At 45.5% G+C, this 13,652-nt stretch carries 12 protein-coding genes; 10 read left to right on the top strand and 2 right to left on the bottom strand.

Annotated elements, in window-relative coordinates:
* Positions 1–327 precede the first annotated feature (327 nt).
* The 5 genes from aspS (at position 328) to DYU05_RS19030 (ending at position 6,024) form a co-directional block, all read left to right on the top strand.
* The gene (aspS, locus tag DYU05_RS19050; protein WP_117384750.1) at positions 328–2,076 is read left to right on the top strand and encodes an aspartate--tRNA ligase; all 1,749 of its coding nucleotides are present in this window, start codon (positions 328–330) and stop codon (positions 2,074–2,076) included.
* A 26-nt stretch (positions 2,077–2,102) separates the two neighbouring features.
* Positions 2,103–2,561, top strand: a complete 459-nt coding sequence (locus DYU05_RS19045) for an FKBP-type peptidyl-prolyl cis-trans isomerase (RefSeq protein ID WP_117384749.1) — start codon at positions 2,103–2,105, stop codon at positions 2,559–2,561.
* Between the two features lie 127 nt (positions 2,562–2,688).
* Entirely contained in the window at positions 2,689–3,999 is a 1,311-nt protein-coding gene (locus tag DYU05_RS19040) for an amidohydrolase (RefSeq protein WP_117384748.1), read from the top strand.
* 27 nt (positions 4,000–4,026) lie between these two features.
* Positions 4,027–4,800, top strand: a complete 774-nt coding sequence (locus tag DYU05_RS19035) for an AraC family transcriptional regulator (RefSeq protein ID WP_117384747.1) — start codon at positions 4,027–4,029, stop codon at positions 4,798–4,800.
* A 33-nt stretch (positions 4,801–4,833) separates the two neighbouring features.
* On the top strand, positions 4,834–6,024 hold the full coding sequence (locus DYU05_RS19030) for a DUF4932 domain-containing protein (RefSeq protein ID WP_117384746.1): 1,191 nt from the start codon (positions 4,834–4,836) through the stop codon (positions 6,022–6,024).
* 89 nt (positions 6,025–6,113) lie between these two features.
* Here the strand turns inward: DYU05_RS19030 and DYU05_RS19025 are convergent, their stop codons facing one another.
* Positions 6,114–7,640 carry a serine hydrolase gene (locus tag DYU05_RS19025; RefSeq protein WP_117384745.1) on the bottom strand — a complete coding sequence of 509 codons (1,527 nt, stop codon included), beginning with the start codon at positions 7,638–7,640 and terminating at the stop codon, positions 6,114–6,116.
* Between the two features lie 134 nt (positions 7,641–7,774).
* Here DYU05_RS19025 and DYU05_RS19020 point away from each other — a divergent pair, with 134 nt between their 5' ends.
* The gene (locus tag DYU05_RS19020; RefSeq protein ID WP_117384839.1) at positions 7,775–8,398 is read left to right on the top strand and encodes a thiamine phosphate synthase; all 624 of its coding nucleotides are present in this window, start codon (positions 7,775–7,777) and stop codon (positions 8,396–8,398) included.
* On the opposite strand, the gene DYU05_RS19015 is transcribed toward DYU05_RS19020, so the two are convergent.
* Positions 8,392–8,913: a GNAT family N-acetyltransferase gene (locus DYU05_RS19015; protein WP_117384744.1), complete on the bottom strand. Its 522-nt coding sequence runs from the start codon at positions 8,911–8,913 to the stop codon at positions 8,392–8,394. The genes DYU05_RS19020 and DYU05_RS19015 overlap by 7 nt on opposite strands.
* Before the next feature lie 74 nt (positions 8,914–8,987).
* On the opposite strand from DYU05_RS19015, the gene DYU05_RS19010 reads away from it, so the two are divergent.
* The 4 genes from DYU05_RS19010 to nusA all read left to right on the top strand — a co-directional run bounded on the left by DYU05_RS19010 (position 8,988) and on the right by nusA (position 13,607).
* Positions 8,988–11,360 (top strand): S9 family peptidase, encoded by a 2,373-nt coding sequence (locus DYU05_RS19010; protein ID WP_117384743.1) that lies wholly within the window; start codon positions 8,988–8,990, stop codon positions 11,358–11,360.
* Positions 11,335–11,796 carry a hypothetical protein gene (locus tag DYU05_RS19005; RefSeq protein ID WP_133300266.1) on the top strand — a complete coding sequence of 154 codons (462 nt, stop codon included), beginning with the start codon at positions 11,335–11,337 and terminating at the stop codon, positions 11,794–11,796. Before DYU05_RS19010 ends, DYU05_RS19005 begins: the two co-directional genes overlap by 26 nt.
* A gap of 106 nt (positions 11,797–11,902) precedes the next feature.
* Complete coding sequence (gene rimP / locus DYU05_RS19000; RefSeq protein WP_117384741.1) at positions 11,903–12,367, top strand: ribosome assembly cofactor RimP; 465 nt, start codon at positions 11,903–11,905, stop codon at positions 12,365–12,367.
* A 4-nt stretch (positions 12,368–12,371) separates the two neighbouring features.
* Positions 12,372–13,607, top strand: coding sequence for a transcription termination factor NusA (nusA, locus tag DYU05_RS18995; RefSeq protein ID WP_117384740.1), 1,236 nt, complete (start codon positions 12,372–12,374; stop codon positions 13,605–13,607).
* Positions 13,608–13,652 lie beyond the last annotated feature (45 nt).

Below are 13,652 nucleotides of genomic sequence, written 5' to 3'. Positions count from 1 at the left end.
CGCCGGCATTACCCGGATCAGGTGTCACTCCCCGGCCCTGTGTTAGCGGAGCTACTTACTTAGTCGACTTAAGTTAATAGCTCCTCTTCAGGGGGATGGGGGGTATGGGTTTGATCTCAGCCTGTCTTTCAGTTTGATTGCTCAAAGCAAGGCACCCCTTGAGAATTATGCGGCAAAGATATATTTTTTTGTGGCCGTATGTCAAAAAAGTCAGTAAAGTCTGAAGATAAGTATGCACTTTTTACACTTAGCCCGACTTTCGGACCCCCAGACTCTCTGACTTTCCGACTAAAACCATACTTTTGCAGACTTTTTAACAAGGAAACTATGCTACGTACACACACTTGCGGACAATTAAATATCAGCAATTTAGGCGAGACAGTAACCCTCTGCGGATGGGTGCAAAAATCGCGGGACCTGGGCGGCACTACCTTTATTGATGTGCGCGACCGTTATGGTTTAACCCAATTGATATTTAATACCGATAGCGACGCGCAGCTGCGTGAAACCAGCCGCGGTCTTGGCCGCGAGTTTGTGATAAAAGTTACCGGTAAGGTGCTTGAGCGTACCAACAAGAACTTAAAAATTTCTACCGGCGAAATTGAGATACAGGTAACCGAACTTGAGGTACTTAACGCTGCAAAGATCCCTCCTTTCCTGATAGAGGATGAGACTGATGGTGGTGAGGAACTGCGTGCTAAATACCGCTACCTGGACCTGCGCCGCAACCCTATACGTAACAACCTGGTGCTTCGCCACAAAATGGCACAGGAGATACGCCGTTATTTATCTGACCTTGAATTTATAGAGGTAGAAACCCCGGTGCTTATTAAATCTACACCGGAAGGCGCGCGCGACTTTGTGGTGCCCAGCCGCATGAACCCGGGTGAATTTTACGCGCTGCCGCAATCACCGCAAACTTTTAAGCAGTTGCTGATGGTAAGCGGGTTTGACCGTTACTTCCAGATTGTTAAGTGTTTTAGGGACGAGGACCTGCGCGCAGACCGCCAGCCGGAGTTTACCCAGATAGACTGCGAGATGTCGTTCATCACACAGGAAGATATCCTGAATATTTTTGAGGGGTTAACCCGTCATCTGTTCCGCCATGTAAAAGGTGTGGAATTTGAAGATTTCCCGCGTATGCAGTACGCAGATGCTATGCGCCTGTACGGTTCCGATAAGCCTGACACCCGTTTCGGGATGCAGTTTGTTGAACTGACTGACGTTGTAAAAGGCAAAGGTTTTGGTGTCTTTGATAATGCCGAACTGGTAGTAGCTATTAATGCTAAAGGCTGCGCAAGCTATACCCGCAAGCAAATAGATGAATTAACCGAATGGTTAAAGCGTCCGCAAATCGGTGCAACAGGTTTGATCTACGCCCGTCACAATGAGGATGGCACCATCAAATCATCTGTAGATAAGTTTTATAATGAAGAAGAGCTGGCCAAATGGTCGGCAGCTTTGGAAACCGAAAAGGGCGACCTTATCCTGGTCCTTGCCGGCCAAACCGACAAAGTACGCAAGCAAATGAACGAGCTGCGCCTGGAAATAGGCGGCCGTGTAGGTTTACGCGATAAAAATAAGTTCTCGCCGCTTTGGGTGGTCGATTTTCCGCTGCTGGAATGGGATGAAGAATCTGGCCGCTATCACGCCATGCACCACCCGTTCACGTCGCCTAAGCCGGAAGATATTGCCTTACTGGACACAGCCCCCGGTGATGTACGCGCCAACGCTTATGACCTTGTAATTAACGGTACCGAAATAGGTGGTGGTTCAATACGTATCCACGACCGTGGTTTGCAATCGCTTATGTTTAAACACCTGGGCTTTTCTGCAGACGAAGCACAAAAGCAATTTGGCTTTTTGATGGATGCTTTTGAGTTTGGCGCACCTCCGCATGGTGGTATTGCATTCGGTTTTGACAGGCTGGCCTCCATATTCGCTGGCTTAGATTCTATACGCGATGTGATCGCCTTCCCTAAAAATAATTCTGGCCGTGATGTAATGATAGACTCGCCATCCACTATCGCCGAAGCGCAAATGAACGAACTAAAAATAAAAACAACTGTATCGTAACGTACAGTTTTGCCGTTACCACTCATATGAAGAAAGTTTTATTTATTCTGAGTTTCGTAATTGTTGGCTTATCTGCCTGCAAGAAAGACAAGACTATTAGCGCCAGCGAGCAAGCTGCCATTGATGATGCCGCTATTCAAACTTACCTGGCTGCTAACCCAAGCATCAATGCAACAAAAGATCCTTCTGGTGTATATTACCAGGTGCTTACTGAGGGTAATGGTACAAATCCAACATTAAGTTCTACTGTTACAGTTAATTACGTTGGTAAACTATTGGATGGTACACAGTTTGAGAGTGGCAATATTACATATGCGCTAACATCTTTAATTAAAGGGTGGCAATTTGGGGTGCCACATGTAAAATCAGGTGGCCGTATATTGCTTATCATTCCATCTGGGTTGGCTTACGGACCAAATGGATCAGGCAAAATTCCAGGTAATGCTAATCTGATATTTACCATCGACTTGCTAAGTTTTAAGTAAAAGATATTAATCCAGCATAATTAAAAGCGACGGCACCTCACCGTCGCTTTTTTGTTATTCCGAGTTTGTGCAAGGCCAATGAATTTTCGACACATTTAGCTTAACTTATGCTGCCAAATCCCTCAATATGAAAAAGCGGTATACTTTGTTACTTTCCCTGTCGGTTCTTTATGCTAACGCACAAACCTCCCAATACCTAAAAGCTGTTGCAACAAAAGCTGATGCCATGCAAACTCAAATTGTGTCCTGGCGGCGTGACTTTCACGAACACCCGGAACTAGGCAACCGAGAGGTACGCACATCCGGCATTATTTCTAAATATTTAACCTCGCTGGGTATGGAAGTGAAAACCGGTATAGCAACTACCGGAGTCGTAGGGATATTAAAAGGTGCAAAGCCCGGGCCGGTTGTTGCTTTGCGTGCAGATATGGATGGCCTGCCCGTAACGGAGCGGAATAATTTACCTTTTAAATCAACTGTGACTACCGAGTACAATGGGCAGCAGGTGGGCGTTATGCACGCTTGCGGGCACGACTCGCACATGGCAATATTAATGGGCGTAGCCAAAGTGCTGTCTGATATGAAGGGCGATTTACACGGAACAGTGAAATTTATCTTCCAGCCTGCCGAAGAAGGTGCCCCGGCAGGTGAAAAAGGTGGTGCTGAGCAAATGGTTGCCGAAGGCGTAATGCAGAACCCTAAAGTGGATGTGGTATTTGGTTTGCACATCAACTCTCAGACAGAAGTAGGTAAGATCACTTATCGTCCGGGCGGCACCATGGCAGGGGTAAGCGATATGCGCATTACAGTAAAAGGCCGCTCAGCACATGGCGCCTACCCATGGAGCAGTGTTGACCCGGTAGTTGTTTCAGCGCAGATCATAAACTGCCTGCAAAGCATTGTAAGCCGCAATGTTAATATTACGGAGAACCCGGCGGTTGTAACCGTAGGAGCGATAAAAGGTGGTACCCGCTTTAATATAATTCCGGAAAGTGTGCAGATGGATGGTACGTTACGCTATTTTACAGAAGTCGACCACAAGTTACTTACGGAGAATGTGCGGCGTATTGCCATTAAAACCGCAGAGGCTTATGGTGCAACCGCCGAGGTGCAAATACCCTATAGCAACCAATACCCGGTAACTTTTAACGATGTTGCTCTTACCCAGAAAATTCTTCCTACACTACAGACAACAGCGGGCAAAAACAACGTGCTGCTGGTACCGCCCGTAACCGGCGCGGAGGATTTTAGCTTCTTTCAGCAAAAGGTTCCGGGCATATTTTTCTTTCTGGGAGGGATGCCTAAAGGAGGGAACTCTTTAACAGCCCCCTCTCACCACACGCCGGACTTTTACATAGATGAAAGCGGATTTACCCTCGGCGTTAAAGCACTGTGTAATTTAACGCTGGATTATATGGCATCGAGCAAAAAGAAATAACACTTAGCGACATAAAAGTAAAACACGATGGCGTTTTTCAAGTACCTTAGAAGTAGCTCTCTTGATAATACAGAGATGTTTATGTCGGCAAATGAAGTCGATTATTTCCCCTTTCATATGCACGATTACTACTGCGTTTCTGTTATCACCGATGGAACGGAGGTGCTGCAAACCCGGCAATCAACCTATTACGCCACTAGTGGTTCCATTTCTATTACTCAGGCTAATGAGGCGCATAAAAACTTCTCATTAGATGAGAGTGGTTACAGCTACAAAACACTTTACGTAAATCCGGAAGTACTAAAATATTTCAATAAAGGAAAGGCTGTAAATAAACTGGAAAGAGTTATAGAAGACCAATGTATTACTAACGCTATTAATGCTTTATTTGATGGTAGTGTTATCTGCAATGCACACCTTGATGGGATAATTAAAAATCTGGCGAAATATTCAACTGGTCCTGGCGAACAAAATATAGATGTATTTACACGTATTGATGAAATGATATCTGAAGCAGGTTTTGAAAAAGTAACCTTAGATTGGCTAGCCCGCAGTTTTTGCATGAGTAAGTATCATTTTATCAGGAGGTTTAAAGCTGCAAAAGGCATTACACCTCAGGCCTATGTAACAATAAGCAGGTTAAAGGCAGCCAAGAGTTTGCTGCTAAATGGAGCGCCTGTAAAAGATGTTGCATTTGCCACCGGGTTCTACGACAGTACCCATCTGAATACTGCTTTAAAAAAGTTTTTCGGAGTAAACGCCTGTGCGATAAAAAATAGCAATATTATACATTGTACCTGAGTTGGTTAGGCCTAAATTTATAACAAAAAGTAAATGAAGGGTCTGTTGATGCTTATGTTATTGGTAAAATGTTGCTGGGCACAAACCAATAATCACCTCCGCTCTAAGGTAACTGTTGCGTATAACGTTAACCTTGAAACTTATTTTTTTGCTGAAAAGCTTGCAGTAGAACGCATTAATGATTTTGTGTTCGATCATAAAGATTGGAACTATGCACACCAGCCAATAGTTTACTATGGGTATTTACAATTTAAGAATCATGCGAATGATTCGACCGTTTTGCGGATAGCTCAATTGATCAAACAAGTTAAAGATACCTATCAGGACAACTCGCCTATAATGGACTACCTTGTCAATCAGAAAGAGTTCCCCGCTACAGGCCCGCTTTATAACTCACCACTGGTTGATGGTGATGGTAACCATCCGGAAATGACTCAGGTGCTTGCTGAACTTACCGACAGCCTAAGAAAGTTTTACTACCAAGCCAATGTTGCTTTGTTTCTTGAACAAAATAAGGCATTCTATCAAGGAACAATAGCTGAGGTGACGAAAGATGTCGATGTGGCATCATTTCCGGCATTGGAAAAGTGGTATGGCAAGAAGTTTCCTGCTTATAAGATTTTTGTGGTTCCTTCTATGCCAATTACAGCCGGCGCAGATAATTATCGCGGTACCAGTCCGCGTATCGTTTCGCCGCAGGGTTTTATACCGTCAATAGTGATGAGTTCGAACCGGATGCTTCCGATGCAAAACAGTTTGCGTGCCTATAAAAAATTCGGATTTGATAATCCGGAGGTCACTCACCTGCTAACCAAACATGAGATCGGACATACATTCGTAAACCCCGAGGTTGAGAAGTTGGCGGATCAGATCAAAAAGGACTCTGCCTTGTTTACGGTCGCACTCCAAAAATCATTAGCACCGCACTACATCAATAACTGGTACATATGTGTAGTGGAGCATTTAGTGCGGCTTGGAGAAATAAGGACTGCCGTTGCGATGGGCAACAGCAAGGAAGCAAAACGCCTGAGGAAAGTTCATATTGGTGAATATAAATGCGTGCTTTTGCCACTACTTGAAACTCAGGCGAAGAAGTATGAAGCCAATCGGCAACACTATCATAACTTTAAACAGTACCTGCCAAAGATGCTGGCTTACCTTCACTCGTTAACGCCGGTAATTATTGATCAACAGGTAAAAAAGTACGATGAGCTAAAGGAATAACAAAGACTTATTTAAACAATTATGAATTGCCTGGATGATCCGGACCATCCAGGTATAACAATAAAGCTCTCAGGTTCAAACAGAGCGCTCTAATTCACCTTCTTAAAATCATACGGGTTGTACTCCACGAAGTCGGCTACTTTTACTCTTACTCCCGTAACTTTATTATCCTGAACAAAAAACGGAAATATGGCTTTACCGAATGTTGGGTCGCTAAAGGTTACATAGAAGCGGTTGCCGCCGAGCGGCTGTAATTTGGCAAACATCTTTTGATGATGTTCAAAGCGCATTTCAAGTGTGTTGTTTTCGCCTTGTATCACTTCCATGTTGCCGTATAGCTCGTTGCTGTATTTGCCGGTGTATTTGTCCATGGAAAGCTGTGGTTTCCGCATCATAGCAACGGTATCACGCAGTTTACGGTTAGCTTCAAGGCTTGCCGCCGACTCTGCTTTGCTTTGTGCCAGGTAAACCTCGCTATAGTTGCGGAAGCGCTGTTTAAAGTATGCATCCATTATTTCCCAGCGCAGTGCATCAAAAAAGGCATTCTTGTCGGTATTGGTTAGGATAACTATGCCAAGCTTATCCTGCGGCACCAGGGTAACGGATGTAACGTAGCCGTTTACGCCACCATCATGCATCACAAGCCGGTGATTGCTGTAGTCTTGTATCATCCAGCCCAGTCCATAAAGCACATAGTTGGTCTCGCCGTTCAGGTGTCGGGTACTTCCCACTATATCCTGCGGCTGGCGGGTGGCCTGTATGGCTGCTGCGGGAATTACCTGGCGGTTCCCCACCTTGCCATCGTTAAGCAGTGCCATTACCCACTTGCCCATGTCCGCGGCAGACGAGCTGATTGACCCTGCGGGCGCCAGTCCGTCGAGGTTGGCGTAAGGGATAGCCATTAGCCGGCCGTCAACCAAAGTGTGAGGAACGGTTCTGTTCAGCGCCTTTGGCATGTCTGCGCTTAAAGCAAGGGTGTTGGTCATCCCCAGAGGAGCAAAGATGTTCTCTTTTAAATAGGCCTCCCACTGTTTACCCGTCACCCTCGGGATGATCTCTCCGGCAGTTAAAAATGCTGAGTTGGTATATCCCCAGGTAGTTCGGAAGGGGTAGGTTGCTTTCATTTGCCCCAACTTATCTATTACCTCGTGCCGGGTAAGGTTGGAGTTGTAAAAAGTAAAGTCACCCTGGAAGGTTCTAAATCCAAGCCGGTGAGAAAGGAGGTCCTTTATAATGGCCAGCTCCGCGGCAGGTTTGTTATCCAGCTTGAATTCAGGTATGTATTTGGTCACTTTATCATCTAAAGAAAGCTTTTTATCTGCCTGCAGCATAGCCAGGGCAGTGGCAGTGAAGGCTTTGGTATTGCTGCCTATCATGAACAGCGTATTCTCGTCTACCTTGTTCATTATCCCCAGTTCTTTTGTGCCGTAGCCTTTCATGAATACAATTTTGCCATCTTTTACAATGCACACCGCAGCACCCGGAATGCGCCAGTTGGTAAGCGCCCGGTTAACATAATTATCAAGGCTGTCTTTGATGAATTTGCTGCGGTCTATGTTTTGTGCAGATGCGGCAAGTGTAAAGAAGCTCAATATCAGCAGGTATACTTTTTTCATTTTTGGCGACGGTGTTAACGGGTATATAGGTGCTAATTTAACGCAAAATTTACTAACTAGTTTTATCGCGAAACAAGGATTAATTGCCCGGCGCGATTACCTTTGCCAAGCCGCAGATGGCTAACTATTTACCCATGAAAAAATATATCTCTAAATTCCACTATCTCACACAGGATCTCCCAAATCGCAGCCACGTTGAGCAAGCCCGTATAGCCTGCGAAGCAGGAGCTAACTGGGTGCAATACCGTTGCATGTCTAAAACTAACGAAGAGCTCATTCCTGAAATAAATGAGATAGCAGCTATTTGCGACGACTGGGGCGCAACGCTCATATTGACCAATCATTATCATTTACTGGATAAAGTTGACGCTCAAGGTGTGCACATCGAAGATTTTGATGCTGATTTTGCATCAATACGCCAGGCAATAGGTGATGACAAAACTCTTGGCGCTTCGGCTACCAACCCGACTTTATTGCAGCGTGTACAGGATAGCGGCGTGGTAGATTATTGCGGTTATGGCCCGTTTGCGCATACTGATACCAAGCCTAATAACAAACCACTGCTGGGCTACAACGGTTACCGCGAGCTGGAAAAGCTGAACATTGACGTGCCGGTAATAGCAGTTGGTGGTGTACAGCTAAAAGATGTAGAGCGGCTGCTGCAAACGGGTATTTACGGTATAGCAGTATCTGCGGCGGTGAATCTGTCGTTAGATCCGGCTGGTGCAGTTAAGGAGTTTTACAAAAAGATCTATTGAGTTTGGGGATAAGCCGCGTATACATGCTCGTCCATAATCCTGCTGCGTTTAATTACCGATCCCTTTAGGATGCCTTGCTTTTGATACCCTGCTTTTTCGAGCACCCGCATCGAAGCAGGATTTTCACTGAAGACAAATGCCTGTATGCATATCATGTCCAGTTGATTAAAGGCATAGCTGGTGAGCAATTTTACAGCGGTGGTAGCAATTCCTGCACCCCAGTAAGTGCGACCGAGCCAATAGCCGATCAGCGGTGTTCTGCAATATACATCTTGCCGCAAGTCCAGCCCTATCATCCCGGCAAATTCACCCTCAGTGTCTATGGCGTAAACAGTTTGAGGGTCCTCATTCATCTTTAGGTTAATGAAAAACTCGGCGTCCTCGATGGTGTAAGGATAAGGAAACCTATCTTTTAAATAGGCAGAGACGCCCTCATCGTCAGCATGCATTTGAAGCGTCGCTGCATCCTCAGGACGTAGTCGTCTTAATAGTACTTTGCCATCTTTGAGCTCCATATTGTAACAATAAGCTTATCCCGGTAAGATTATCTGCTAAACTGCTAAATTGCGGCGTATTTATGCCCGATTAAATGAAGAAACTTTTATTCCTGCCGCTTTTATTCTCCTGTGTTATTGCTTCGGCACAAAACCTTGGCCCGCTTACTATAGAAAAAATAATGCGCGACCCTAAATGGATAGGCACCTCACCATCAAACATCCGCTGGAGCGACGACAGCCGCAAGGTATACTTTTCATGGAACCCCACCAATGCCGAGCGTGACGACCTGTATTCGATAACCACCGGTAACCTTAAACCACAGCTGGTTAGTGTGAACGAACACAAAAGCCTGCCGCCCGAAAATGGACGTTGGAATAAAAATCACACTAAAAAGATATATGAGCAAAATGGAGATATCTTTCTGATTAGCCTTCCCTCTGGCAAAACCACCCAGCTCACCTATACATCTGACAGGGAGAGCAATCCTGTTTTTACCGGTGACGAAAGTGCGGTGATCTACTCAAAAGACAACAACCTTTATAAACTAAGTTTTGCAAAAGGTGAACTGGTGCAGCTAACCAATTTTGTAAAGACAGCTTCGTCAACGGGTAAGAAGGGCGGAGATAACGCGCAGGAAAAGTGGCTTAAAAAGCAGCAGCTTGAACTGTTTGATATTATAAAGGTAGAGGAAAAAGACCGCAAGCTTGATTCTGCTGAGCGCAAGGAGTTGGCTGCACGCAGGTTAAAAGAACTTGCCTTTGGCGATAAGCGTGTTGGTTCGGTACAAATAAGTCCGGATGAGCGGTTTGTTACTTACCGCCTCGTACAGCCTGCCGAAGGTGCAAAGAACGCGATTGTGCCCAACTACGTTACTGCATCAGGCTATACCGAAGATATACCTAACCGTACAAAGGTAGGCGCTCCGCAGTCCACATCAGTAAGCTACATTTTCGACCGGGAGCGTGATACCGTTTACGCCATCAGCACAAAAGAGATCCCCGGCATAAAGGACTTGCCTGACTACCTTAAAGATTACTCTAAACAACTGGAAGAACGTAAAAAAGCAAATGCCGACCGTAAGGTGGACATCAGCGCGGTAATATGGAACGATAACAGCAAGTATGCCGTTGTTGTAGTAGAATCGCAGGATAATAAAGACCGCTGGATAATGAAGCTGGATGCTGCAAGCGGTAAGCTAAGCCTGCTGGACCGCCAGCGAGACGAAGCGTGGATAGGTGGCCCCGGTACGGGCGGGTTTTTTGCCGACGGTACATTAGGTTGGTTAGACAACACCCACTTTTATTACCAGAGCGAGGCCAGCGGCTACTCGCACCTGTATGTTGCAGATGTGGTAAGCGGCAACAAAAAACAGCTTACCTCGGGGAAGTGGGAAGTGCAAACGCTGCGTTTATCAAACGACAAGAAAACCTTTTACTTCACCGCCAATATAGAGCACCCTGGCGTTACGGCTTTTTATAAGATCCCGGCTGGCGGCGGTGCACCCGTAAAACTAACCACTATGAAGGGCGGCAACGAGATTGATCTTTCGCCTGATGAAAAGTGGCTGGCTATACGCTACTCCTACTCTAACAAACCCTGGGAGCTTTACCTGCAACCGAACAAGCCCGGTGCAAAGGCGGTACAGGTAACCAATTCAATAAGTGCTGAGTTCAAAAGCTACCCTTGGCGCGAACCCGAGGTGATCAGCTTTAAGAACCGTTACGGAAGCGATATTTATGCCCGGGTATATGCCCCTAAAAACCCTGACCCGGCAAAGCCTGCGGTGGTTTTTGTGCACGGGGCAGGTTATCTGCAAAATGCGCACTACTGGTGGAGCAGCTACTTCCGTGAGTATATGTTTAATAATATGCTGGTGGATAACGGCTACACCGTTATGGACATTGATTATACCGCCAGCTCTGGCTACGGTCGCGACATTCGTACGGGCATTTACCGCCACATGGGCGGCCGTGACCTTACCGACCAGGTGGACGGTGTAAAATACCTGGTAGATAAATACGGTGTTAACCCTAAACACGTGGGACTGTACGGTGGCTCTTACGGCGGTTTTATCACGCTGATGGCGCTGTTTACCCAGCCGGATGTATTTGCATCCGGGGGGGCCATACGCTCCGTTACTGATTGGGCACACTACAACCATGGTTACACGTCGAACATCCTTAACGAACCTTTTGAAGATGAGATTGCTTACAGGCAAAGTTCACCTATCTATTTTGCGAACGGCTTAAAGGGGCGCCTGCTGATGCTGCATGGCATGGTAGACCAGAACGTAAATTACCAGGACATTATCAGGCTTACACAAAAATTGATAGAACTGCATAAAGAGAACTGGGAGCTGGCATCGTACCCGGTAGAGGACCACGGCTTTGTGCAGCCCAGCAGCTGGACCGACGAGTACAAACGCATATACAAACTGTTTGAAGAAACACTTAAGGGCAAGTAAGGCAATGGTAAGAACGGCAGGTTTACTGATGGTTATAGGCTTTGCTTTGTCGGCGTGTACAAAGCAGCGTGCTGCCTCTAACATCGTGCACATCGCCTTAACTAATAATAAACAGTCGCTTCAATTTACCGGCCTAAGCAGCGAGGTGGTGAGTGAACTGGCTCATGACTCGTCAGCGCAGGTTTGGCAGAGTCTTGTACAGGTTTATAAAATGCCTGCCGATACAGATCTGAAGGCTTACCAGAACGCGCAGCCCGGTAAATACGTTGTTGCAGACAGTGTTGTGGTCTTCACTCCGGATACGCCTTTTGTAAAAGGACAGCCCTACTTTGTACGATGGTACAGGTATGATGCTGGTAAGCAATCTTCAGACTACATCAGCGGCACTAAACAGGTGGGCAAACAGCAGTTTACCGATTTGATTTTTAAGCAATAACATTTGCAATAAAAAATAATTTGTATATTTGTATCCGAATTTAAAAAGAGGGGGCGATTTGTCCCCTCTTTTATTTTATCGTTCAAAATAAACCGACCGGGAGTTTATGAATATCGAGAAAAGGGTAACCGAGCTGGTAGAAGAAAAAATAGCCGACAAACCCAACCTGTTTTTGGTAGATGTTAAAATGCATTCCAATGGCAAGCTGATGATTTTGGTTGATGGTGACAATGGCATTGGTATAGATGATTGTGTAGCCATAAGCAGGCACGTAGGTTTTCATCTGGAGGAAGAGAACGTGATAGAGGCCGCCTACAACCTGGAGGTATCATCGCCAGGCATTGATACTCCGCTTACGCTGGAGCGCCAATACACAAAGAATATTGGCCGTAACCTGGGTATTAAAATGGCAGACGGAACCAAGCGTGAAGGCATACTTAAAGCTGCCGGCAGCGGAACGATAACGATTGACGAAACTATAAAGCAAAAAGGGAAGAAAGCAGAAGTTGTTGAAAGCGTGATTCCCACAGAAAACATATCAGAAACAAAAGTTTTAATATCATTTAAGTAAGAAAATGAGCAATATTAATTTGATCGATTCCTTCCAGGAGTTTAAAGATTTTAAGAATATCGATCGCCCAACCATGATGAGTGTGCTTGAAGACGTTTTCAGGAGCATGATCAGGAAAAAATATGGTACTGATGAAAATTGCGACGTTATCGTAAATACCGATAATGGTGACCTTGAAATTTGGCGTACACGCACCGTTATGGAAGACGGTTTCAGCGAGGACGACGACCTGGAAATTGAACTTGCTGAAGCACATAAAATAGACCCTGACCTGGAAGTTGGCGACGACTACGTGGAGCAGATCACTTTAGAGAGCTTTGGCCGCCGTGCTATTTTAGCTGCACGCCAAACACTGGTTTCAAAAATTCTGGAACTGGAAAAAGACGAAATATTTAAAAAATACAAAGACCGCGTTGGCGAGATTGTTACCGGCGAGGTTTACCAGGTTTGGAAAAAAGAAACCCTGGTGCTTGACGATGAAGGCAACGAGCTTTTATTGCCAAAAACAGAGCAAATACCTGCCGACTACTTCAAAAAAGGGGACAGTGTACGTGCTGTGGTTAGCAAGGTAGACATGCTGAATGCTAATCCTAAGATCATTATCTCGCGTACAGCGCCTGAGTTTTTACAGCGCTTGTTCGAGATGGAAGTTCCGGAGATATTTGACGGTTTGATCACGATCAAAAAGATCGTACGCGAACCGGGCGAACGTGCGAAAGTTGCGGTAGAATCTTATGATGACCGTATCGATCCGGTGGGTGCTTGCGTAGGTATGAAAGGATCACGTATACATGGCATCGTTCGCGAGTTGAAGAACGAGAACATTGACGTTATCAACTTTACAAACAACATACAGTTATATATACAGCGTGCACTGTCTCCGGCCAAGATAACATCAATTAAGCTTGACGACGAGAAAAAGACAGCGGCAGTTTACTTAAAGCCAGACCAGGTATCATTAGCTATCGGTCGAGGTGGTCATAACATAAAATTGGCAGGTAAATTGACAGGTTATGAAATTGACGTTTACCGCGAGGCAGACGAGCATGATGAGGACGTGGATATTGAAGAATTCTCAGACGAGATTGATGGTTGGATAATTGACGAGTTCAAACGCATCGGGCTGGATACCGCTAAATCGGTTCTTTCCCTTTCTGTTGGCGAGCTTGTTAAGCGTACCGACCTTGAAGAAGAAACTGTTAAAGAAGTTTTATCAATTCTGCAGGCTGAGTTCGAATAAACAGAATAAGCAAAATTAAAATCGTATTTTTGCGATAATTAGCAG

Origin of the sequence: Mucilaginibacter terrenus (assembly GCF_003432065.1) — a bacterium.
In the GTDB taxonomy this organism is placed as follows: domain Bacteria; phylum Bacteroidota; class Bacteroidia; order Sphingobacteriales; family Sphingobacteriaceae; genus Mucilaginibacter; species Mucilaginibacter terrenus.
Note: the sequence above shows the minus strand (reverse complement) of the source record. Positions and strands in the feature narration are given on the sequence as shown.

Excerpts from the sequence above, each read along its gene's own strand:
- aspS (WP_117384750.1), top strand. The coding sequence starts at position 328 with ATGCTACGTACACACACTTGCGGACAATTAAATATCAGCAATTTAGGC.
- DYU05_RS19045 (WP_117384749.1), top strand. The coding sequence starts at position 2,103 with ATGAAGAAAGTTTTATTTATTCTGAGTTTCGTAATTGTTGGCTTATCT.
- DYU05_RS19040 (WP_117384748.1), top strand. The coding sequence starts at position 2,689 with ATGAAAAAGCGGTATACTTTGTTACTTTCCCTGTCGGTTCTTTATGCT.
- DYU05_RS19035 (WP_117384747.1), top strand. The coding sequence starts at position 4,027 with ATGGCGTTTTTCAAGTACCTTAGAAGTAGCTCTCTTGATAATACAGAG.
- DYU05_RS19030 (WP_117384746.1), top strand. The coding sequence starts at position 4,834 with ATGAAGGGTCTGTTGATGCTTATGTTATTGGTAAAATGTTGCTGGGCA.
- DYU05_RS19025 (WP_117384745.1), bottom strand. The coding sequence starts at position 7,640 with ATGAAAAAAGTATACCTGCTGATATTGAGCTTCTTTACACTTGCCGCA.
- DYU05_RS19020 (WP_117384839.1), top strand. The coding sequence starts at position 7,775 with ATGAAAAAATATATCTCTAAATTCCACTATCTCACACAGGATCTCCCA.
- DYU05_RS19015 (WP_117384744.1), bottom strand. The coding sequence starts at position 8,913 with ATGGAGCTCAAAGATGGCAAAGTACTATTAAGACGACTACGTCCTGAG.
- DYU05_RS19010 (WP_117384743.1), top strand. The coding sequence starts at position 8,988 with ATGAAGAAACTTTTATTCCTGCCGCTTTTATTCTCCTGTGTTATTGCT.
- rimP (WP_117384741.1), top strand. The coding sequence starts at position 11,903 with ATGAATATCGAGAAAAGGGTAACCGAGCTGGTAGAAGAAAAAATAGCC.
- nusA (WP_117384740.1), top strand. The coding sequence starts at position 12,372 with ATGAGCAATATTAATTTGATCGATTCCTTCCAGGAGTTTAAAGATTTT.